Source organism: Oscillatoria sp. HE19RPO (assembly GCF_024220515.1).
Taxonomy (GTDB): Bacteria; Cyanobacteriota; Cyanobacteriia; order Cyanobacteriales; family Laspinemataceae; genus Laspinema.
This window is the reverse complement of sequence record NZ_JAMXOT010000134.1, coordinates 21,819-45,252: the sequence shown is the minus strand read 5'-3', so window position 1 is coordinate 45,252 and position 23,434 is coordinate 21,819. Positions and strand designations below refer to the sequence as shown.

Sequence of the window (23,434 nt, the reverse complement as noted above, 5' to 3'; positions counted from 1 at the left end):
GACTTCAGTCGTTATCTTTCCCAGTTCGTAGTAACGACTTCAGTCGTTATCTTTCCCAGTTCGTAGTAACGACTTCAGTCGTTATCTTTCCCAGTTCGTAGTAACGACTTCAGTCGTTATCTTTCCCAGTTCGTAGTAACAACTTCAGTCGTTATCTTTCTTCAGTTCCTGGAGTCATGAGGTACAAATGCTATTACGGAGTGCGAGCATCTTGCTCGCTATTAAAGAAAGCGAGCAAGATGCTCGCACTCCCAAAAAATGTACCTCATAACACTGGGTAGCGCTATATTCAAAGGCGATCGCCCCACAAAACTGGGTTGATTTTCCCTCGAACTCCCGGCAACGACTGAAGTCGTTACTACAAACTAAGAGAACTCCAAAAAATAAAATCTCCAAAACGTTCGTATTGACGGCTCAACGGAGTAGTCCCGTCAATGTAGGGGCGCAAGCATTGCGCCCCTGGGGCGCAAGCATTGCGCCCCTACACATACCTTCCTTTTAGTTCAACCTTTGGAGGATTTATATTTTGCAATCCCCTAAGAGAACGACTGAAGTCGTTACTACGAACTCAGAGAACGACTGAAGTCGTTACTACGAACTTAAGAGAACGACTGAAGTCTTTACTACGAACTCAGAGAACGACTGAAGTCGTTACTACGAACTTAAGAGAACGACTGAAGTCTTTACTACGAACTAAGAGAACGACTGAAGTCGTTACTACGAACTCAGAGAATGACTGGTTTTGGCTTAACAATTCTTTACAGCCGCGCCTAAAAAAAATAGGTATCGGGGGTTGTGTTGTTGCACCCGATGCCGTATTATGTGATAATGGGAGGTTTGACTCTAATAAAAAAAGTGATTATATTCCCATTATAACATAATATATCAAACCCCAGAAACAAATGCAACCCCTGAAGGAAAAAAAATGCGCCGGGGTGATGGTGAAATTCACCATTATTCACAGATAGCCATGTTCAGCCAGAAAAGCGGGGGAAATCTGGTCAAAACCGGAAAGGGAGGGAGTGACATCATCGGAGGAGATGTCAGAAGACGGAGAACCGAAACTCGAACGGATGAATTTACCGACATATTTGCCTAAGATATCAGCTTCTAGGTTAACCCAGTGACCGAGTTGGAGATAGCGCAGATTGGTTTCGGCATAGCTGTGGGGGATGACGGCAGCGGTAAAGTGAGTGCCTTGTTCATCACAGTCGGCGATGGTGAGACTGATGCCATTGACAGCAATGCTCCCTTTTGGAACGATATAGGGGGCAATTTGGCGCTGCCAGAGCTGTTGGAAAGCAGGGGGTGCAGTGAAGGTCATTTCCCAGGAACTGGCGGTTTGGATGGACTGTTGCAGACAGGCGATCGCATCTACATGACCTGTGACAAAATGACCGCCTAATTTGCTGCCGACGCGCAGAGAGGTTTCGAGGTTGACGTAGGTATGGGAGACCCTTCCGAGGGTGGTGCGATCGAGAGTTTCCGGGGAGGCGATCGCCACAAAACCTCGCGGCAGAATCTCGACGACGGTCAAACAGACCCCATCGACGGCGACGCTATCCCCTAATGCTAAATCCGTGAGCACTGCCTCAACACCGGAATGACAGGAAATTTTGAAATTTTCTGTCCCAGTCGCCTCAATCGTGCCTAATCCCTGAATTAATCCGGTAAACATGGCGTTTTCCTTGAAATTGCATAAATTCTCGACAGTTTGTTACCATTTTTGCCAATCCCCTGTCCAAATTTTGATTAAATTCCTGGCAAAAGAGGGATCTAAGCGGCCAAAGAAAAAGGCATACTGGAATTTGTCAAGCTAAAAAAAGCACCGTGGCCGAGCCGAGGTAGGGACCATGCGGTTGCACTTCTTTGGGTTGAACCTAACCCGTTTGCCTTAACGTTATAGTGAAGCATGGACCTGCCTAAAACCAGAGAACGAGACTTGCTTCAGAAGTGTCGAGTTCATTATCCCCCATAGCGTGTTCTAAAGAGGCCGAGCTGATGATTGAGATGAAAGTCGCTGGAATTGCATTGGATGCAGCAACAAGGAGTCCCATAGTGCTGCTCAGAGACGCCGGAGATCGACGAGCTCTGCCGATCTATATAGGTCAAGACCAAGCTAGGTCAATTATTAGCGCCCTCGAAAGCCAAAAACCGCCTAGGCCCTTGACTCACGATCTCATGGTGAATATCTTAGAAGAATATGAGATCGGTTTAGACCGGATTATTATTCATGCTTTACAAGACAATACGTTCTATGCAGTCCTGAAGCTTCGTCACGGAGAAGTGCTCAAGGAAATAGATGCCCGTCCTTCGGATGCGATCGCCTTAGCACTGCGGACCAACAGCCCGATCTGGGTGATGGAAGAAGTGGTGGCGGATGCCTCGATTCCCGTGGACCGAGAAGCGGATGAAGCCGAACGGCAAGCGTTCCGTGATTTTGTTTCTAATATTAGCCCGGAAGATTTCATTCAGCGTAAGGAATTTGGTTCGGGTAGTGGAGAAGTTCAAGAGTCGTAGCGCGTTCCTGGGGACTTGGAAGCAAGGGGAATCAAGAATTTAGAATCAGGAGAAACCCTAGGATCTGTGCATTCTAATTCCTCAATTCCCAGCCTTCCTCCCCGTAACAAAATCTGAGGAAAAAATGTAAATCGTGTACTACCGCCGATTTGGAAAAACCAATTTGCATCTGTCTGTTTTTTCCCTGGGCACGATGCGATATTTGGCTTCCCCGGAAAATGCGATCGCCACAGTGCAAGCAGCGGTGAAGCGGGGAATCAATCATCTCGAAACCGCCCGAGGGTATGGCCACAGTGAAGAATACCTCGGCCAAGCTCTCCTGGAATTGTTGCAGGGGAACTCTCCTGTTCACCGAGAACAATTGTACATCACCACTAAACTCCCCCCGACAGGGAATGCGAAAGAAGTGGAACGGTGCATTGATGAATCATTAGACCGGCTCAAAGTGAATTATCTGGATGGGTTGACCCTTCATGGAATCAATACTCGCCAACATTTAGAATGGGTGTTAGATGCTCAGGGGGGAATGCAGGGAATTAACCAAGCGCTGCGCGATGGTCGAGTTCGACATCTCGGATTTTCTACTCATGGCAGTTTAGACTTGATTTTAGCCACCCTTAACACCGATTTATTTGAATTTATCAATCTGCATTATTACTATTTCTTCCAACGCAATGCCGAGGCGATCGCCTTAGCTCATCAAAAAGATTTAGGCATTTTTATTATCTCTCCGGCAGACAAAGGGGGAAAATTACATACCCCACCCGAACAACTTTCCCAACTCTGTCATCCCTTAACCCCCCTAGAATTTAACTATCAGTTTTTGTTAAGTGACCCGCGCATTACCACCTTAAGTTTTGGTGCCGCCAACCCCGAAGAACTCACCCTACTCGATCGCCTGTCCCTTCTGAACAATCCTATAGACAAAAACAACAGCACAGCTATCCCCCTCCCCCAAGAAACCATCAACAGTTTAGAAACTCATGCCACCCAAGTTCTAGGTTCAGAGCAATGCAGTCAATGTTATGCCTGTTTGCCTTGTCCGGAAACCATTCATATTCCCGAAATTTTACGCTTAAGAAATCTCGCTGTTGCTTACTCCATGACCGATTATGGTCAATACCGATATTCCATGTTTGAAAATGCCGGACATTGGTTTCCCGGCATGAAAGGAAATCGATGTACCGATTGTGGAGATTGTTTACCCCGATGTCCGGAACAACTGAATATCCCCGCACTCTTAGCAGATACTCACGATCGCCTCAAAGGTAAATCCGGTCGGCGGTTATGGGAGTAATCCGGTGGAGATTGTTAAACCGAAGGACCAGAAACCGGGTTTCTCGCCCAAATTGGCTGAAAAAAGCCTAAATCTTGTCAAGAAACCCGGTTTCTAACCGTTACTGTTACCTAGGACCAGAAACCGGGTTTCTCGCCCAAATTGGCTGAAAAAAGCCCAAATTTTGTGAAGAAACCCGGTTTCTAACCGTTACTATTTCGACCACCCTGGAAGGGATTTAAAATTAAAATTATGACTTCGGAACGAGATAAAAATAATCGAATACCCAATCCGGTTGTCTCAAGTCGGTTGTCTCTATTAGCCTGCGTAGGCAGGCTTCGTCCCTGTAGGGGCGATTCGCGAATCGCCCCTACATTTAGAGAGGTAATGCGGAAATCCTGCCTTCTATCTTTACTCCTACTGGGGTTAATTCCACTTTGGGCGAGAGTCGGGTTGACTCAAACTGCTACCCCGGCATTAGAAGCCGTGGAGGACCTGGTACCCCCAGACGATCGCGAACTCCCGGTTTTAGAACTCCAGCAGATGCCTCCGGAAAAACCCCCCTTACAGTTCCTGACTATCCCACCAGAAATCGATCCAGCCGAATTTAATATCACCACGGCAACCACGATTTCTCAAACGGGGGTGACGGTTCCTTCTTTATGGTGGGTTAACGAACAGTTTGGGTATAGACTGGTCGAGAACTGGTTAGCTTACCCTCGGAATGCAGATGATACAGGCACAGTGGATCTGATTGTCAACCGTCAAAGCTGGAGTTTGTTGGATTACCTGCAACGCTATGAGTTTTTGAATCATTTCGGCCAAGTGGCGAAGGATTACGGGTACAACATCCGGGTGTTTACTCGTCAGCAAAGACTGTTAGGGAGTTATACCTGTACCTCGCAACCAGTCGCCTGCAATTTGTGGCTGGATTCCCAGGGATTAGATAGTCAAGCGCCGTAAACCTTGCCCCATTCCACCCCTTAACTCAGGCGGATTTCCCGCCAGAGGGCTTCATAGGTTTCTGCAATCTCGGGGGTGAGGGGTTCGATAAATTCGCTATTGGCGATCGCCTCAGCAGTGGGTAAGAGTATCCCATCCGTTTGCAAGGCATTGGGTAACTCCCCTCGGTCCCGGGTTAATAGCAGGGGAGAGGCAGCTTTACTCAATTGGGACAGTTGAACCGCTATTTCCGGGTTCCAGCAAAAATTAATCCATTGTTTTACTAAAGAGGAGGCGGGGGGTGCTGTTTCGGTGTTCACCGGATTGGGTCCAGCCGGTCGAACCCACAATTCCGACCATAACGCGGTCCCAGCAGAAGGAACCACGGCGCGAATTTTAGGATTGCGCTGCATGGTTGCCAGGATATCCGTGGACCATCCCACAGCAACCCAAGTATCCCCGAGCACTAAAGGTTGGAGATAGGCATCAGAACTATAGAGTTTAACTTGGCGATGGAGTGCGAGGAGTTTCTCTTTGAGTTCGGGGAGATCATCGAGGCGATCGCGATTGTAAGAGTAACCCAGACTTTTGAGGGTTAAGCCAATCACTTCCCGGGGACTGTCGAGTAACGAGAGGCGATCGCGCAGTTCAGGACGCCACAAATCACTCCAATCTTGGGGGGTCCAGCCTAAATCGCTGAATTTATCCGCCCGATAGGCAATCACTGTGGTTCCCCAACGATAGGGTGCGCCCCAAACCTGTCCCTCGGGGTCTAGTTTTCCCTCAGCATTTCGTCGGACCAAGGTTTGCCATTGGGAGGGAAGGTTGTCCCATTGCTCAAGAGTGGTGGGGTCCAGGGGGAGAATCAGGTCTTGGGCGATCGCCCGTTCTAACCAGTAATTGCCTAACGTCACCAAATCCGCCAAGTTTGAGGGTTCAGCATCCTGACTAATCCCAGGGAGATTCCATCGGCGACCCGAGTTGTTTGATAAGGGTTTTTTCCACTGTTGCAGGAGTCGAAACAACTCGTCTAACTGCGCGGCAGGGGAAAAGTTTAAAACGGCCCGGTTATCCAGTTGCTTACGAAATACTCCCATCAATTGGGCGGGAATGGAACTTTTCAACAGCCGAACTTTGAGAGTTTCTCGATCGACCGTCCCACATCCGCTCAACACTTGAGCAAGGGCGAGGGTACTGAGACTCATTAAAAAAGATCTTCGATTCACGCGCTTAATAATAGGATTTTGTGCCATCAAACTCGTCCCTGGGGGAAACTGGACGACTCTCATCTGAGGGAAGGGTTAGAAATTAAGCCCTTCCCGTTTCCCGATGCTCTCCTATTTTAGCGGTCACATCCTATTCCTCGATGCGCGTTTCTAAATACTGACCGATGGTTTGTTGTTCTCCGGCGCGAGAGATAATGGTTTGTCGGGTACGGTAGCGATCGCCAATCAGTTTTAATTCTTCCTCAAAAACGGATCCATTATATTCGGTTTTCAGGCACAAGGTTTGAGGATTGGCAAAGTAGAAGGTTGCCTGTACTGGGTCCCGAGTTAAAAAGCCGCGATCGCGATAGAGGATATTTCCGCTTGCGCCAAACAGGGTACTTCCTGCCGATTTCTTTTTGCCGGAAACCGAGTCTCTACTTTCCCAGGAGACTTCACTGCCGCAGGTGAGCACATTCTGTTCCGGCAGTTGATGGCGTTTTGCCAGGGCCACCAGTTCTGGACTCCCGGGTTCTAAAAACCGCACGGTAATTAAGCTCACCATTTCTTGGGTTTTCCCCTCGGGTAAGGTATAGTACCGGCGATCGGAATGCCATCGGCCCTGGGATTTTTGGAAAAAATCAGCAATCAGCGATTTCTGGGTCGATTGGGCTAGGTTTATCGAAGTCATCAGTATTTTTACCTCCTCCGGTTATAGATTGATAGCCTATCAATCTGACCCGGAAAGTTGTTGTCAATTTTGTTACTTTTCTTAATATATATTCACAAATTGGGGATGCCATCAAACCGGGGATGGATTTTCCACCGGGGAGAGATTAAAAATAAAACGACCCTTAGTTCCATAGCGCCCCAACCCGATCGACGGTCCATAAGGGGCAAAGGTGAAATTCAGATCAAGGTCACAAAACCTAAATTTTCATCAGGTTTTGAGGCAAATATCTTTAAACCTTAAATAATCTAAAAAGAATTCCTATTTGGAGCCAAACCCTATCTAAGATTGAGGAGAAAAAAGCCGCCCTAAAAATAGGGATCTAAATATGGAATCATTAGAACAGCAGGTGTATGTCTTAAACCATAAAGTCGAAGACTTATATCAAACCATCGAACAGCTTAATAGAAAAATCTCTCTGTGTTTGGGACAGCAGAGTTTGAAGGTTCCTCCTCCGGCCAGTGAATCCCCGGAAGCCCTCCTGCGAAAGCGGTATGCTTATGCGATCGGGAATTTGGTCTCAAGCACCTTAGAAGAGGTGGAAGAGTGGGAAGAGTTAGAGCATAAAGATGTGCTTAAGGAGAAAAATGAGCGCCATGAACCGGAGAAACCCGTTCAAAATAATATTCAGTCAGAATTAACCCCAGAAATTCAAATCCGGCGATTGACGGCACAATTAACCGCTGCCTACCAGCGGATAGCGGAGTTAGAAGAACAGTTGATGGCTAAAAGAGTGCATTCTTAGCGCGTAAGTAGAGGCAAACCGTTAAAGACTCAGGCGAGCATACCGCATGGTGAGCGCTTCAATGGCTTGTAAGAGTTGAGATTGATTCCAGTTTTGGTAAAGATGGGCAGCGATCGCGCAACCTCCGGCACCGACTCCTTCCTTGACAAATCCGCGCTCATAAGCACTCAGTTGAGGATAACGAGAATCGGCAAAACTGAGTTGAGTTGCCAATAAAGGGACAGGGCCGACCGCTTGAGCGAGTCCCACCGTGTCTCCAGTCGGGTCTTCAGCAACCCAGCGGGTAGTTCCGACCACAATGCGATCGCCATTCCAAGGGAGGGCATGATAAGAGGCCACCGCCCGAATTAAAGCATAGACCGCCAGCATTTGCGTCCCCCCGGCCAACAGGACACCACAGAGACGACTGGCGGCGATCGCCATGCCTGCTGCTACCGCTTGCATCGGGTCTCCCACCGCTGCGATCGTCATCAACGGGTCTAAATCTGAGCCGGTGATTTCCCGACCAAGCGGCCTCAAAGGGGTGCGATTCCGGTGCGCCGCTGCCAAACCCGCCTGTACCAAGGCCAACTTTTGCTGATGATTGCACAGGGGATGAGAACTATTCACCTTGCCGTTGGCATCAATTCCTAAATCCATCAACACCGAGAGGGCCGTGGTGGTCCCGCCCACGACACATTCCGCCACAATCAGATAGCCCTCTGGATGGGCTTCGGCGAGTTTCTGACCCCAATGGAGTCCCGCTTCAAATAACCGTTGCACTGTTGATAATTCCAAAGCCTTGCCGGTACTTAGACAGCGTGCAGGAGTCCCCCCCAAGTCCACTGTGGGGACCCCTGGAGGGTGGGGTAAACCCGCATTAAAAACCGAGAGGGGAATGCCTTGAGCTTCTAAAACAGCACGAGAAATCAGGACCGGAGAGGCTCCAGCTTGGAGCGGGGGGAGGGGATATTGAGGATGGGGACGGGGACCGGAGTAGAGAAATTCCGCATCGGCGATCGCGGTGTATTGGCGATCGCGCGGGGTCGCACCGGCAGCGGAAATGCCGGGGATTAACCCGGTGTCTGTAAAACCGAGAATGCAGGCGAAGTGGGGTTGCTGTGCGCGATAGCGATCGAGCCACTGTTGTCCCTGTTGAAGTTGGGTGTAAATTCGGATCACGAGCGGCAAAAGAGGGGAAGACTTCAGGGATTGGGGTGGGGTTGAGGCTGAATTGAAGACCCGGCGATCGCCAGTTTATTCTTCATCGAGTAATACTTGTACCCAAGGTGGCGGAGGTGGAATGGGATTGCCAATCTTTTCTAGGAGGAGAGAGGCAGCTAAATGGACGGCAAATAGGTAGATGAGATTCTGAACCCAGACTAAAATTGCGGCTAAGGCTTGAATGACATAGAGACTTGGCTCAACCAGCAATCCCAATCTGAGAAATAGCCAGTCGGCAATTTCGGTAATTTGAATCGTTAGGTAAACCCAAAGATCTTCCCCGACGAGAATTCCTAAGAGCCACAGACGAAAGAAGAAGCCAAAAGCACCGAGGAGAGAACCGAGAAGAATAGCCACTTCCCAACTGGCGCGACGCTTCCAGAGACATCCGAGCAAAACCCCGAGAAGACCAAACGGGACCACAAAGAGAATGCTGCGCGTGGGTCCCATGAGAACCGAGAGTAACAAACCCGAGACTACCGCACCCATCCAAGCGGCGCGATTCCCCCAGCGGAGGTACAGCAGGGCGATCGGGACTGGAAAAAAAATCCGCAGCACGGGACCGAGGGGGAAGTAATAATTGATCAGCCAAATCAAGCTGGCGGTACTGGCAAAAAAGGCAGTTTCAACCAGAATTAAGGCATTATTTGGGAGTCGGCCTGGGGCAACCGAGGGAGCAGAGGTGCCCCGAGGGGCTGAGGGTTCCCGAAGATCTGCATTCAGGGAGTCCGGTACTGGAGAAGAATCGGGAGGACCGAGGGGTTCTGAATGGCGACCGGCATTAGGAGACGGGGAAGAGGAATTCGGGTTACTATCTGCAAAATCAACCATCAAATTTTGTCCAATCAGTTAACCGTTAACGATTTAGAAAAGAAGCATTAACGGTTGAATTTGGGTCTGGGAAAAGGGGTCAAGACTGCGATCGCCCCTTGGGAAAGGGAATGGCGATCGCGCTCTTAGGGTCCTAGACCATGAGACGTTCCAGAGCGTTGACATCTGGGATACAGAGGGTCTCGCGATCGCGCTTAATCAAACCCTTCTTCTCTAGTTTACTCAATACCCGAGTGACCGTTTCGCGAGCCAATCCACTCAGACTGCTTAATTCCCGATGGGGTAAATTCGGAATTTCGATCCCTTGGGGAGATTCTTTTCCTTGTCCCTCGGCTAAAAATAAGATAATATCCGCCACCCGAGAGGTGCTATCGGATTCTCGCAACCGCAATCGACGGTTGACTTGGCGCAGGCGTCGTGCCATCAACTGGGCTAACCGAATGCCAGCTAAGGGTTCGGTGTGAATTAACTGCACAAAATCCTGGGCGGGGAGATTGCCAATCGTGGTGGGGGCCAAGGTAATCACATCAGTCGATCGCGGCACTTCATCCAAGGCGGCCATTTCGCCAAAGATTTCACCGGATCCTAAAATATTCAGAGTAACTTCCTTGCCATCCAGGTTGTAGGTGCGAATTTTGACCCATCCCTCTAATAAAAAATAAACAGAACTTCCCCAGTCATTTTCCAACAAAATGACTTGATTCGGGGGATGGGTGCGGCTCACAATATGCGCCGTTGCCCGTTCTACAACGGACTCCGGTAATCCATTAAAAAACGGCGTTGCGCGAATTAATTCTTCAACGTTGGGTACAGAATCGCGAGAGGTAAATCTTTCATCCATTAGGCCATCCTCTTATAAACGCGCCAGGGGTAGATCGATGTTTTTCATAAATCGGGTTGTATTGAATCAAGAGATGACCGATTACATTCTTTTAGGGACTCTTTTAGGGACTGGCTACAGATAGACCAGACCGTTGGCATTGCCTGGATACTGTCTGCAACCCTATTTAGAGACAACATAAAACATAAACCAATTTGTACTTTTAGGAGTTTAGAAGTTTAGGGGTTGGCTGTTGTTGTCAATGGGCAAAGGAGAAGAACCTGCGCCTTTTCCTGCTGAAATTATGCGGACCTCTGGGATAAACCGCCACCGATGTTGCACTGAGAGTAGACTGGGTGTTTTCTCCCCCTAATTTATCGCCTCTCGCTCACTGGCCTGGACAAGGGATTGATTCCTGAAGTCCTTGTGCCGGGGTAGGTTAGGTCCTCAACGGACAATCGGGGTTCGGAACTGTCAACATCACAGGGCGATCGCCTTGTCTGTTCAAAGTAGTGTACTGACTACTTTAACTATATCTGGATTGGGGGCCTCTACTACAGGAATTTTAAGCCGTTTCTCGGGGTGATCCGGCGCAGTTTCAGCTCCCACCCGCCTAGTGGACTCAGGAATGACGAAGGTAGGCATCCCCAATTTAGGAACCCTAGTTTTAAGGCTCCCAGATAACCATCGAGCCAGACTCGACTAGAAACATCCTTTTTTAATAAGATCCCAGAAAACACTTAGCCATAATAACCTATTCGGGAGTATGACCCCACAGACCCTCGATCAGATCCCTGGGGGCGGCTCTTTTACCCTCCATCAAGTTCAGGACAGGACTTATGCTTGCTTTGCAGACAGAACCCTACCTGTAAAGGCGATTCTCGAACCGCCCCTACAAATAATGGCAGGCGATTCGAGAATCGCCCCTACACAGAGCAACCGTGGTATTTGTAATAAAATGTGCTTAGGGCATCGCGATCAAAGGTGGCAGGAATCGGCAACGGTGTTTCTGACCGTTTCTTCGTGCTTCTATCCGGGATGAATCTGTCCCCCAACCCGGGACTGCCATCGGCTAACCCATGCCTAAGAGCTGTTGTCCGTGAAGCCTCCGCCAAAAAATCAATTGAGCCGAAACCGTTAGCAATCAAGCCTAATCGGTTTGGGCTTTGAGGATGCCCTTGCAGTATTGGGAAAACCAACCGGGTTTGTGACAAAATCTGGGCTTTTGACAGCGACCAATTTGGGCCAACAACTCGGTTTCTTGTCCCAGGAATCTCAAACTGTACCCCTACTCTAGTAGCAACAACCCCACTCCGTCGCCCTGGCCTAGATTCGAGACCCATCGATTGGAATCGTCGGAAAATGAATCAAAAAATTGCCTCGGCACAAGCTACGATACGTTAAAAGTACCAGTATTTTCGGGGCAGAGGGGAAGTCTGTGCTGTTCTTATCGCCAGAGGTTCTATGGTGAGTTCTAATCGGGATCAACTACAAGCACTGATTGCAGACATTGATGGAATTCTGCGAAAAATGAACTCTCGCCTCGCGTGGTGGAGTTCAGGAGAGACTCGTCGGGTTTTGGAGCGAGTTCGTCTCTATCTGGATTCCCAGCTAACCTCCCAGAGTAACCCGGGGGGGGCGGTGAGTGCTATGCCGCCTTATGCGATCGCCCCTGGCGCTGTCAGTGAAGCGGCTGAAGCTCAAGCGGTTTTGCAAGCCCTGATGCAAGATTTAAGCGGGTTACGGACTAACCTGATGCAGCCGTTACAGGAAGAAATCGCCACGTTACGACAAGAGCGGTATTCCCTGATGGAAGAAGTCCGGCAGTTGGAGCAAAGACAACAGCATTACCAGGCGATCGCGGGACAACAGGCTCATCAACAGCAAGCGATCGCCGAGTTTCTCCAAGCCTTACTCGGCCCCCTGCAAGAGCGCCTTTCCCAACAGGTTTCTCAGGCGATCGGCCAAATAGAAACCCAACTCTTAACGGAGGGGACTGGCGATCGCCTCGAACCAAGCGCTCTCGAATCTAGGTTCCGCGAAGAACTCAATGCCTTCACAATAGAGAATTCTGGACTGTTATCCCCGGAAGCTCGATTAGAACAGTTGCAGCGGTTACAGGGGGAATCCGATCGCCTGTTGATGTCCCTCGACTCTACTCTGCGCGTTGTCTTTGAAGCCCTCGAACGCAACGTTAACAGTTACAATGACTCCCTGGGTCAAGGCTTAGACAAGATGCATCGCCTCGGACAGCAAGGGGAACTGATGTTTAGTGCCTTGGTCAATCACCTGGCCCAACTCTTAGGTCAAGAGACCTCCTCCTATTTAAAATCATCCCTGCGACTGCTTTCTTCGACTCAAGCGGCGATCGCAAAGGAGCAGGATTCCCCCCCGAAATCAGACCCCGAACCCTCTAACCTAGACTCTGCGGGCGATGGCATCAAATCCCCTCCCACTCCACCGAACCCTCCAAAATCAGACTCTAAACCCTCTGTCCAACCCGAACCTCAGAGTAAAACCCAGCCTGGATCTCCCCGCCAAAAGCCGCCTCAAACCCCCCAAGTTTCTGCCCCACCCTCCGCATCTGAACTCTCCCTGGAAGAGAGCCCTGAACTGCTTACCTTCCCCTTTGCTGGAGCAGAATTAACCCCGCCAATGGAGGTAGAAAAGGATGAAACCCCAGAGGCATCCCCGGAACCCGATCGGGCAACGGAGATAGCCCCTCAAATAGTCCCTAAGTCTCGGTTGGAAATGTCTCAAGACAACTTTGAACTGGCTGCACAATGGGCCGAGAGTTCTCAGCAAGAGGAGTTGTCCGAGGCGATCGCTCCGGAAAATCCCCCAAATGCTACGTCGGATCTGGACTTCGAGAACCTGCCGGAATTAGACATGGAGGGGTGGGTTACGCCAGATGATGACTTGCCCGAAAATTGGGAGTTGTCCGAGGGTTTGGAACTCGAAGAAAATCTCCCTCCCCCATCGGATTTGATCCCGGAGTCGGGGGATGGGGATTTATTTGCCCTCAGTGAAGAATCGAACAGGGATGAGACTCAGGAAACCTCCCCCTATGGCGAGGATGACTTATTTGCGGACCTGGAGAGTCGCACGGATGCCCCAGGAATGGGGGGCGAGTATTCAGAAGACTATATGGATGAGTTTCTGTTTGGCGATCGCCTAGAGTCCCTACTCACCGAGTCGGACCCTGCTATTCCCGAAGAAATTACTAATCCGCGATCGGCTTCAGAAACCAACTCCCCTCCTCCACCCCAGAAGACCGAACCCCCCAAGGAACCCGAACCCCCAGGCACCTCAACCGAGGAACCCACAGACGATTTATTTGCTGATTTTAAAACGGTTTCCGAGGCAACCGCAGTCTCCCCAGAACCGGCAGCGTTACCGGACCCAGACCCGGAAATGGTCGAGGAGACAGCCGCTTCCTTGATGGAGGATTGGCTGCCCGAATTTGAGGAAGAGGCGACTGCCTCGGACCTAGATTTAGAAGGAGACTGGGACGAAAACGCCTATATCCAGGCTTCCCCTCAAGAAGATTTACTGCCCGACGAGGACCTAGAGGAGGACCTCGATAATCTTTGGCTGAGTAATACCGGCATTAAACGCTTAGATGAGGACCTTTCTAAATTAGAGGAAGCAGAAGCCAAAAGCGCAAGTCCGGACCCCTCGGACTTGCCGGAGACCGAGTTAAGCGCCGAACAATGGCTGGAGGACCTCGCTGCTGAACCCCCGTTATCCGAGTCAAGCAGCTTAGAGGAGTTGGATAGCACCCTGCCTTGGGAAGAAAGTGGAGAAGCTTCCTTAGATGATTTTGTGGGTCAATCGGACCTAACCCCCCAACCCGCAGAGCCTCAAAGCCCCTCCCCTGGGAGGGGAGGGGTTTGGGGAGAGGTCTCTTCCACGGATTCACCCACAGACCCCCAACCCAAAGACCCTCAAAGCCCCTCCCCTCCAAGGGGAGGGGTTTGGGGAGAGGTCTCTTCCACGGATGCACCAACAGACCCCCAACCGAAAGACCCTCAAAGCCCCTCCCCTCCAAGGGGAGGGGTTTGGGGAGAGGTCTCTTCCACGGATGCACCAACAGACCCCTTAGATACCGATGGAGGAGACTTACTCTGGGAGGCAGGGGACCTGGACCAGAATGCGATCGGACTCGCATCCGACTTGACCCCGGAGAAGGAACCCCCCTCCCCCAGTGAAACCGGGCGGAAACCGACTGGAAATTCTAAAACTCAGTCAAACTCCCAGAAAACCGTCTCTAGACCAACCCCTGGGTCTTCTAGTCCCAACGGTGACAGTAAATCCGAGGTAACGGGGCGATCGAACAATGTTTTGCCCACCTTAGATGATATTTTTGCCGAACTAATGGCAACCAATCCTCCTCCAGTGGTCAAAGTCACAGCGGAGGAAGATGTCAACCATGAGACAGTTGAAGATTTTTTCGCTGACTTCATGGATGATATGGATGAGGCCATGACACCAGCAGCTCCCGAACCTGAGCCAGAACAGCCCGAGGTCCCCATCTCCCCCGATGATGACCTCGCCAATCCCACCCTGGATAATTTCTTTGAAAGTTGGTCCGATGCTCCAAATGTCTCTAAATAGACCTTTTGGAAGCGGAACGTTAATCTCAGCAAAACTGTTGAAGTAGTGGCATTAAGCCTCTAACAGTTCCGGTAAATGTAGAGGCGATTCGCGAATCGCCTCTACATTTACGGTGAATTCTCAAAATCTGCTTAAGTCCTGTTAGGCTTCTTGTTCCCCTCTGAGGCTTACTCTTGGCAAGAGGGAGATAGAGAGGGTCTCTTCAAACTAAATCTATTCATCGCACTGTTAAGCTAGAATAATATTTAATCCAACATCAAGCACTCGCCGTATTATATATGTCTAATAGACTTGAGCGGTTTAGAAAAGAAATGGCTGCTTTTGAGGGTTCAGCAGATCCAGCGCGATCGGTCGAACGGGGTCACTATGTACCCCATCCAAAAAAATCCCTGGCAGACACGATCGCTGGACGAATTGCGATTCGCCCTGCTTCTACCCATTTGTTAATTGGTGGCATTGGATCAGGGAAAACAACTGAGCTATTAATCGCTCGCGATCGCATCAACGAATTAGAAGATACCTACGCTCATTATCTTGATGTCAGCTTGGAAGCCGATATTTCTCAGATGAAGCCCGGAGTGCTAATTGCAATGGCTGGGGTGGCTATATCTGAACTTGTATCAGACAGTGACAAGGAAAATATGCATAAATCTATAGCAACCATTCGCAAATTGGCTTATGGTTATAAGGAGAATATTTATGAGAGTCTGTTGGATGATTCTGATGAGGGCTACGATTCCTCTGGAGAGAGAGTTAGGGTAGTAGAACGTAAAGGAATTATTCCAGTTGGACCAAAAGTACCTGAAGAAATTCAAAAATTACTAGCCGCCATAAATTCGATAAAACAAATTTTATCCGAAAAGTATGGGACAATCGTGCTATTGTTGGATGGGTTAGATCGCCTCTATGAAGATAAACTTTTCTTGGAACTTATTCAAGATATTAAAGTTTTATCTGACCAGGGAATAGGAGTAGTTTTAGTTGGCCCAATACAGGCGGCTTACAGCCAATATAAAACCCGTTTTGAGAGTTTAGTTAACTCCGTTTATTATCAACCGTGTTTTGATGTTACCAAGGACCCAGATGCTCGTGATTTTTTTGCCAAAATTCTGGCCGTTCGCGCATCAGAAGGGTTTCTGGATCAATCTTCAGTAGAACGCCTTATTCTTTATTCTGGGGGAATGTTGCGGGACTTGATGAACCTAACTCAATCTGCTATTCAGGAAGCTTATTTATCCGGTATCGATAATTTGAACGAAGCTCATGTTGAGGCTGCTGCTCAGTCATTTGGGCGAGCCAAAGTGTTTGGAATATCAGATGAAGCGCTTGATAAGATGGAGCGAGTTTCAAAAGAAGGCAAATTTCTTCCCAGAACTGAGGAAGATATTAAATTACTGGTCGAAGGAAAGATTTTAGAATATATATATCCAGAACTGCGCCATGCTGTTCATCCGGCACTTTCACCTTTAATCATAAAAAGTACAGTATAGAATTAGCTTGGATGGCAAAATTAGTATCGGATAATGAAATTACTTCAGTTTCTCTGGATGAATTTTTGCAGAGAGTTAGATCCCAGCCTGACAGTAATATTTGGTCGAGTCTTGTAGTGACCAATTCAAATGTTGATGAAGTTCTGGAAGATCTACAAGCGGGGATTGAAATTTTGGTGGAGTGCGAAGTCGATAGCATTTCTGGGGAGAGTGGAGTGAGTGCAGTCTTTGAGCGCATTCATAACTCCGTGGCTGATTATCTACTGCTGTGGAATTTGGAAACTTGGAACCCTAATGATTGGCGTCATCTCGACAGTCTCAGAAGCCGGTTAAACCACAAAGGGCGGGGAGGAGTGGTCATTTTATCTTCGCAATCTCTTCGGGTGATCGGGACCAATGCTCCAAATTTTTTTAGTTGGTTGAGTCCTAGAGTTTATGCATTAAATCATGGTGCAGACTTGCTCACCGATGCCGAACGAGAAGGGCGATTATCTGCACTGCGAGAATGGTCTGGACAGTCAGATGCCGAAGTGATTGCCCTTGCAGAAGCTAAAGAATTACCCACAGAACCTGAATATGGGGAATGGCTTGTTCTTCTAGATCGGGAGGACCTCATTGAGCGGTAACAGTGGTTGGGAAAAAATGGGTCAGGAGATTCAAGAGAGACTCGGGCAGGCTACCCCAGAAACTGATATTAAAAGTGCTAAAATCTTTAAGAATCAAATATTAAAAACACTGACTAAAGCCTCGGATGAACAGCTTTTAAAAACCAAACCTCATGAAATTTACAAGTTACTAAAATTAGAAAAATCCGGACAGCATGGTAAGGGAGTCTCTGAGATTATGGGAGGGCAGAGAAACTTTAAGCGCATTCGAGACCTTCCTCATTTTGAACGAGCCGATCGCTGTTGGTTTGATTTTGCCATTCTCATCGACGAAAATCCCAAACAGGCGCAAGTTCTGGGATTTAACTTTGAATTTCGCTTTCCTGACGATTTTTCGGTTAAATTTCTCCGTTTTGACCTCAATACCCCTGGTCATGATAATGATAAGCGAGGAATCAGATTTCATCTTCATCCCGGACATGATGATTTGATGATTCCTAGCCCTCCCCTGTGTCCCTTAGAAATTTTACATCTATTTTTGTATGGGTTACCGATTCCCGATCGCCCTCGTTCTAGCTAGAGAACAATCCGGGAACAGTTTTGCACCAGCATAGGCCCCTTATCATCATCGGGGTGCTGTAGAATAATCAGAGGTTAGGGAGGACCGAGCCATCTCAATCGAACCCGAAACCCAGACGGGGTAAAGGCTAAGTCTCAAAACCTAGTCTCGGGATTGCAGATCCGTCAGCAGGCTCAAAAATGCCCCGCCTGAGTTTTTCCGGGGAACACCTGCGCGTTTAGCATAGTTAACGGTTAAACTCATTTTGGGACGGCAACCAGCTAAGGGGGAAACAGGAGAATGGCAGTGCCAAACGAATCGGCAGGGTTCTGGTATTTGGGTATTGATCTCGGGACGACTCACCTTTCGGCAGCTTTGTTCGATCGCCTCACCTGTCAGTTATATCCGCTCTATTGGCATCCCCTCGGTTCTCAAGGTGCTGATCCGACGTTTCGTTTGCCTTCCCAAGTTTATCTCCGGTCCCAGGGATGGTGGTTACATCAGTTTAAACCGCTGTTGTTGCCGGGGATTGCAGGAACGAAAGGGAAGGACAAGCTTTGGGACTCGGGAATGCACCCGACGGTTGTCCCCTTGGAGTTGCTGAATCGCAAACGCGCAAAACGCGAGGTGGTGTTACAGTCCCATGGACGGTCCCTCGGATTAAGCGACTTGCTGGATGCCTTGAGTGCGCTGTTGGCAACGATCGCTGCTGCTGGGGTGGCTCCTTATGCTCAGGCGGATGGGTTGCCGGTGGTGGAAGTGGCATCGGGTTCTGGGCGATCGCTGAGGTTTCCCTCTGCTTCCTCTGATCGCAGTCACGCCGTTGCTACCCTGTCCTCCGCCCTGACGATGGCGACGCCTTCTGCTGCGATTGGTGGCGCTGCGGGGTTAGAATCGGACCTGTTTCCCCAGGCGATCGCTCAGTTGCGCGGGGCAATTGTGAGTTTTCCTGGCAGTTGGCCGGATAGTTATTGTTTTAATATTCGCGAATCTATATTAAGTGCGAAATTGGTTCAAGAACCGGCTCAAGTTTTATTTGTAGAAAATGCAGTCGCCGCATGGCTCTCGGTCCTTCCGGGCGTCGGTGGAGAACGGGTAACGATTCCTTCGGTCTTATCTCGCCAATTTCACCCCCAGGAAGGACCGGGAGCCAGTTGGCATCGCTCTCGGGCGGTGGGGACGCGCTATGGGTTGGCGATCGATTCCGGTGCCACGATGACAGAGTTGGCGTTAGTTGCAGTACCCGAAAATCTGGAGGAACTCAGTCAATCTCACTTTAAAACTCGCAGTTTTCCTTATGCAGGTCACGGGTTAGATCAAGATATCATTTGTCAGCTATTTTGGACCGAAGCAGTCCGTCGGGAGAATCGGGGATATTGGTATCTGGGGTGCGATTTGGAATTACCCCGTCCGGGAGAGCCGGATGGGGTGCGACGAATGCAGTTACAGCAGCGATTACTTGAACATCCCGCCGGAAGAGAACTGTTAGCGGCAGCGGAAGAGGTCAAGTTAGCGCTGCAAGAGCGAGATGTATATCCGGTTACGGTGGGGGAGTTTCGTTGGACGATCGCTCACCGGGAGTTACAAACGTTAGTTGTTGAGCCATTTCTCAACTTTTTGAATCAAGCACTGAATGGGTTGTTGATTGAAACGGGTCTCTCGGCGATCGCCATTGAGCGCGCAGTCTGTACTGGGGGGACGGCACAATCCCTCTCGTTAAGGGGTTGGATGCGGCAAAAACTCCCGAATGCAACGTTAATTGCTGATCCACCGCGAGGAAATCGCGGGTCGGGTTCGAGTCGGATTGCCTTTGGGTTGGCGGCGTTGCCTTTGTATCCTCGGGTTCTGGACTTGAACCGGCAGCAGTATGGGGATTATTTTTTATTGGCGGAGTTGCTACGTGCAATTACGGATGAGGGCCCCCGGTCCTTGGGGGAAATTGTGGCATTGGTGGAACGTCGCGGAATTCACGGGCGATCGCTGGGGAGTCGGATTCAAGGGTTCCTGGAGGGGGATTTGCCTCCAGGGTTGAGTTCAACGGGAAACTCGGCAGTCCCCATGCCGGAGGTGGCGGCGACGACGGAATATCCTCTCACGCCGGACATTCCTCTGTTTGAGCAGGTTGATGGCACTTATCGGGTTAATTTGGAACAGTCTGGGCGATTGTTACAATATTTGGAGGCGATCGCCACCACGACTCATCAACATTTTGAAGACCCTCTACTTCTTTATTTAAGTGAATTTTTAACGCCTCCACGCCATCATACCGAAAATTTTTCGGTATAAATTTCGGATAATTGTATTAAAAAACACAGACAAATTTTAAATAATCGGATAAGTGAGGGAAGCCCGAGGACAGAATTGAGCCTCGGCCCCATCTCAAGGGAGCGATCGCCAGAGAGTGGGGTCGCGCCAGTTGACCTTAATCTCTAAAAATCAGTTTAGGCAGTCACACAGCAGGGCGCAGGGGTTGATGGAGACTTGGGCTTCATTTTAAACAACACGAAAACTTTACAAAACTAACCCACATTTCAAAGTTTAAGTAAATATCCGGAGAACCCCATCCCCAATTTTCCAAAAATTGACTAGAGTCAGTAAAGAATCAGGATAACCACCCCAAAAGCCCACGGGAGAAGATCGTGTTAACTGCTAATAAAATTGATATATCTATTCCCTTTACACTTCATCAAGCCACTAGATCCACTATTCAAGAGACTTATTCTGATCAAACGATTCGGCAAGAATGTCATCCTTCCCTTGAGAGTAAGACAAAGCGGCTTATTGATATTGTCGGAGCATTAGTCGGGTTGGCGCTCACCGCAGTGATTGCGATTCCCCTCGTCATCGCCATGCAGTTGGACAATCCAGGACCCCTCCTGTATAGCCAAATCCGCTGCGGCTATAAGGGCCGTCATTTCCGGATGTGGAAATTCCGCTCGATGGTCGTCAATGCTGAACATCTCCAGCATCTGGTCAAAAACGAGGTCCAAGGACATCTATTTAAAAACGAAAATGACCCTCGCATCACCCGAGTTGGGCGGTTTCTACGTCGCACCAGTCTGGATGAACTGCCTCAATTTTGGAACGTTCTGCGCGGGGAAATGAGCTTAGTCGGCACTCGTCCACCCACCCCCGGGGAAGTGAAAGACTACCAACCTCACCATTTAGACCGTTTGAACGTTAAACCCGGTCTAACTGGAGAATGGCAGACTCATGGACGCTCTAGTATTAAAGATTTTGAACAAGTGATTCACCTGGATTTGGAGTATCAGCGCAAGTGGTCGGTTTTTTATGACCTCCTGCTGATTGTGAAAACGTTCCAGGTTATTTTCAACCAAAAAGGAGCCTGCTAAAAGTAGTTTCCGGGGATAGAGCAAAACATTCAGATCAAAATTATGTTAATCTAGGGCCAATCCTTTGGTCGGCCCTAGGTTTTTTTATTCTGTTCTCGTGAGCCATTTATGACGCTCTCAACTTGGATTACTTTCTCCCGTTTATTGGGGGTGCCTTTTTTACTGTATTTCCTGTCAGACCCCACGCCGAGGTTGCGATGGATCTCCTTGGTGATTTTTTTGGTGGCGGCAGGAACGGATTGGTTAGATGGCTATTTAGCTCGAAAACTGGATCAAGTGACGGAGTTGGGGAAGTTTCTCGATCCGTTAGTTGATAAGTTATTGGTTTTGGCTCCCTTGATGTCCCTGGTGGAACTGGGACAGTTGCCTGCTTGGGGGGTATTTTTGATTTTGTTTAGGGAATTGGCGATCGCCGGATGGCGCATCAATCCCGCTTTAACGGGGAATGCAGCGATCGCCGGTGCCAATCTATGGGGGAAGTTAAAAACCGTCAGTCAAATCCTGGCGATCGCTCTGTTGATTTCGCCCCTGCCTGGGGAATGGTCCGCGATCGCCTTAGTTGCCTTCTGGATTTCTGTGGCCCTGACCTGGATTTCTGGTGTGATTTACCTCTGGCCTCAACCGAGTGACTCTTAATCCTTAATCATGTTTTAATGCGGGGGAATTTTATTCCTATATTCCTATAGATATAGATCCAGTGAGCAAAAATGGAACAAGGTCTGCCCTGATTCCATCAATCTGTTCAACTCTGTTCAAACGAGTCCAGGGCGATCGAGACCCGATCTATCGGATAGGGAAACGATCTATCGAGAGAGGGATTAGCTTTATTTTGATCATCGCTAAACTAAGGAATAAATTCAGCCGATGCAAGTGGCAGTTCGATATTTTCCTCCCATCGAATGACCCAACGCTTCCTGCAATGGCACGTTACAACATCCCTTGAAAGTTGCTCCCCCACAGGGGATGCTATCTAAGATAGGCAGGGGACTGGGCATTTGGAGGTGTGCTCTGTCATCGATTTCTAACCCCATTAGGATAGACTTGACAGTTTCCCAAAATAAAGTTTAACCTGTACTGGTTGAGCGCGTTAAAAAGGCAACCTATTTAAGCTGGTATCTTGTGTTGTTTGGGTATTTCATTCGCTTCTTTGAGGGTCGGCTCGTTTGCGTGATTCCCCACGTCTGGGAACTTGACCCCATTAAGCTCACCATACCCTGCAAGCCCCGATTTCCGCTTGTACTACAGCAGCAGATATTTACAATCTGTTAGTAATCCTGTTTTTTAGGGCTGTCCTAAGTTGGCCGCACCCAGTAGTTGAGACCGAACTCAACACCTTAACCTGTGACAGGTCTAGCTTTGTAAAGCCTGAATCCCCCTGACACAGTACAAGCAACAGTGATAATGGAGAAATTTTAAATGTTAAAACGACTTTTAACCGCGAGTTCCGTACTGGTATTGCTGCTGATCGGAATGACACCGGCAGCGATCGCACAAACCCAGGAAAGAACGCAACAGAGTCCGATTGAAATTTTGGCTCAAGCTCAAATTAGTGACGAGGAACTGGATAAGTTTTCCCTGGCGATTTTCCAAATGTTGACGATTGAGCAACAGTTTCAAGAAAGAATAGTACAAACCATCGAAGGTCAAGGATTTAGTCAAGAACGGTTTGCAGAAATTTATCAAGCAACCGTTCAAGCACAAGAGAATCCTGCTGCTCAAGCTGAACTCAATATTTCTCCAGAAGAACAGCAAAAATTTGCTCAAATCATGGAAGAAGGAAAGCAAATTCAAGAGGAGTCCCAGGCGAGACAAGAGCAGGCGATCGCCAGTCTCGGACTCAATATGGACCGCCTGAATGAAATCGGGAGTGCTATTCAACAAAATCCCGAACTTCAACAAGAAGTCAGAACCCGCTTAGAACAACTCATGGAGCCATAAAATGCTCGGCGTATATAGACTGAGTTATGATTAATAATTCGGTAAGAGAGGTGTATTTGTTACACCTCTATTTTTTTATTTATTCCCCGTTCGTAGTAACGACTTCAGTCGTTATCTCCGGTGTTCGTAGTAACGACTTCAGTCGTTATCTCCGGTGTTCGTAGTAACAACTTCAGTCGTTACTTCCAGTAGCCACAACCGGCATTGTTAAAAACTCCTTTAAATTCTCGCCAGTTTACGGGAGCATCTCATACGGAATCCGGTTCTAAAAGGTCTATAAAAACCCACACCCTTAAGGGTGGGGCTACACAGACGAAGCCCGCCTGCGCGGGCTGAAGAGAAAACAGACTTTTGACAAGCGGATTTGGTATCAATTTCGCCTCAAAGGGGAATTTATACGTCTTGCTCCCCCTTCCCTCGTAGGGAAGGGGGCCTGGGGGGTTAGGTCTCTTTGCCAAATTGAAATGCTCCCCCAGTTTACAGTTTACTCGATACTCCGAACCCGGAAACGACTGAAGTCGTTACTACGAACTTAAGAAAGAAACGACTGAAGTCGTTACTACAAACTTAAGAAAATAACGACTGAAGTCGTTACTACGA

18 protein-coding genes are annotated in these 23,434 nt (G+C 48.9%); 12 read left to right on the top strand and 6 right to left on the bottom strand.

All coding sequences use genetic code 11. The features are described from left to right. Positions 1 to 958: 958 nt before the first annotated feature. Entirely contained in the window at positions 959 to 1,678 is a 720-nt protein-coding gene (locus NG833_RS12925) for a riboflavin synthase (RefSeq protein ID WP_254565698.1), read from the bottom strand. Between the two features lie 323 nt (positions 1,679 to 2,001). Between NG833_RS12925 and NG833_RS12920 the strand changes: the two genes are divergently transcribed. From NG833_RS12920 to NG833_RS12910, 3 genes are all read left to right on the top strand, one after another. Next, positions 2,002 to 2,520, top strand: a complete 519-nt coding sequence (locus NG833_RS12920; protein ID WP_254565697.1) for a bifunctional nuclease family protein — start codon at positions 2,002 to 2,004, stop codon at positions 2,518 to 2,520. A 133-nt stretch (positions 2,521 to 2,653) separates the two neighbouring features. Then, positions 2,654 to 3,817: an aldo/keto reductase gene (locus tag NG833_RS12915; protein ID WP_254565696.1), complete on the top strand. Its 1,164-nt coding sequence runs from the start codon at positions 2,654 to 2,656 to the stop codon at positions 3,815 to 3,817. A gap of 366 nt (positions 3,818 to 4,183) precedes the next feature. Next, on the top strand, positions 4,184 to 4,759 hold the full coding sequence (locus NG833_RS12910) for a hypothetical protein (protein ID WP_254565695.1): 576 nt from the start codon (positions 4,184 to 4,186) through the stop codon (positions 4,757 to 4,759). Between the two features lie 20 nt (positions 4,760 to 4,779). Here the strand turns inward: NG833_RS12910 and NG833_RS12905 are convergent, their stop codons facing one another. Further along, positions 4,780 to 5,991, bottom strand: a complete 1,212-nt coding sequence (locus tag NG833_RS12905) for an extracellular solute-binding protein (RefSeq protein ID WP_254565694.1) — start codon at positions 5,989 to 5,991, stop codon at positions 4,780 to 4,782. Positions 5,992 to 6,094: 103 nt separating this feature from the next. Then, positions 6,095 to 6,634, bottom strand: coding sequence for a phycobiliprotein lyase (locus NG833_RS12900; protein WP_254565693.1), 540 nt, complete (start codon positions 6,632 to 6,634; stop codon positions 6,095 to 6,097). Positions 6,635 to 7,001: 367 nt separating this feature from the next. Here NG833_RS12900 and NG833_RS12895 point away from each other — a divergent pair, with 367 nt between their 5' ends. Continuing rightward, positions 7,002 to 7,418 (top strand): hypothetical protein, encoded by a 417-nt coding sequence (locus NG833_RS12895; protein ID WP_254565692.1) that lies wholly within the window; start codon positions 7,002 to 7,004, stop codon positions 7,416 to 7,418. Positions 7,419 to 7,439: 21 nt separating this feature from the next. Here the strand turns inward: NG833_RS12895 and cobT are convergent, their stop codons facing one another. The 3 genes from cobT to NG833_RS12880 all read right to left on the bottom strand — a co-directional run bounded on the left by cobT (position 7,440) and on the right by NG833_RS12880 (position 10,293). Further along, complete coding sequence (gene cobT, locus NG833_RS12890) at positions 7,440 to 8,579, bottom strand: nicotinate mononucleotide-dependent phosphoribosyltransferase CobT (protein ID WP_254565691.1); 1,140 nt, start codon at positions 8,577 to 8,579, stop codon at positions 7,440 to 7,442. A gap of 75 nt (positions 8,580 to 8,654) precedes the next feature. Beyond that, on the bottom strand, positions 8,655 to 9,452 hold the full coding sequence (locus NG833_RS12885; RefSeq protein WP_254565690.1) for a DUF2232 domain-containing protein: 798 nt from the start codon (positions 9,450 to 9,452) through the stop codon (positions 8,655 to 8,657). 133 nt (positions 9,453 to 9,585) lie between these two features. Then, entirely contained in the window at positions 9,586 to 10,293 is a 708-nt protein-coding gene (locus NG833_RS12880) for a Crp/Fnr family transcriptional regulator (RefSeq protein WP_254565689.1), read from the bottom strand. A 1,443-nt stretch (positions 10,294 to 11,736) separates the two neighbouring features. Between NG833_RS12880 and NG833_RS12875 the strand changes: the two genes are divergently transcribed. The 8 genes from NG833_RS12875 to NG833_RS12840 all read left to right on the top strand — a co-directional run bounded on the left by NG833_RS12875 (position 11,737) and on the right by NG833_RS12840 (position 22,834). Further along, entirely contained in the window at positions 11,737 to 14,889 is a 3,153-nt protein-coding gene (locus NG833_RS12875; RefSeq protein WP_254565688.1) for a hypothetical protein, read from the top strand. A gap of 278 nt (positions 14,890 to 15,167) precedes the next feature. Then, positions 15,168 to 16,379 (top strand): hypothetical protein, encoded by a 1,212-nt coding sequence (locus NG833_RS12870; RefSeq protein ID WP_254565687.1) that lies wholly within the window; start codon positions 15,168 to 15,170, stop codon positions 16,377 to 16,379. A gap of 116 nt (positions 16,380 to 16,495) precedes the next feature. Then, a complete protein-coding gene (locus NG833_RS12865) occupies positions 16,496 to 17,005 on the top strand; it encodes a hypothetical protein (RefSeq protein ID WP_254565686.1) in 510 nt (169 codons plus the stop codon). After that, complete coding sequence (locus NG833_RS12860) at positions 16,995 to 17,564, top strand: hypothetical protein (protein WP_254565685.1); 570 nt, start codon at positions 16,995 to 16,997, stop codon at positions 17,562 to 17,564. Before NG833_RS12865 ends, NG833_RS12860 begins: the two co-directional genes overlap by 11 nt. 279 nt (positions 17,565 to 17,843) lie before the next feature. Continuing rightward, positions 17,844 to 19,829, top strand: coding sequence for a hypothetical protein (locus NG833_RS12855; RefSeq protein ID WP_254565684.1), 1,986 nt, complete (start codon positions 17,844 to 17,846; stop codon positions 19,827 to 19,829). Positions 19,830 to 20,182: 353 nt separating this feature from the next. Beyond that, positions 20,183 to 20,896, top strand: a complete 714-nt coding sequence (locus NG833_RS12850; protein ID WP_254565683.1) for a sugar transferase — start codon at positions 20,183 to 20,185, stop codon at positions 20,894 to 20,896. A gap of 108 nt (positions 20,897 to 21,004) precedes the next feature. Further along, the gene (pgsA, locus tag NG833_RS12845) at positions 21,005 to 21,532 is read left to right on the top strand and encodes a CDP-diacylglycerol--glycerol-3-phosphate 3-phosphatidyltransferase (RefSeq protein ID WP_254565682.1); all 528 of its coding nucleotides are present in this window, start codon (positions 21,005 to 21,007) and stop codon (positions 21,530 to 21,532) included. Between the two features lie 780 nt (positions 21,533 to 22,312). Further along, positions 22,313 to 22,834 carry a DUF4168 domain-containing protein gene (locus NG833_RS12840; protein ID WP_254565681.1) on the top strand — a complete coding sequence of 174 codons (522 nt, stop codon included), beginning with the start codon at positions 22,313 to 22,315 and terminating at the stop codon, positions 22,832 to 22,834. Positions 22,835 to 23,434 lie beyond the last annotated feature (600 nt).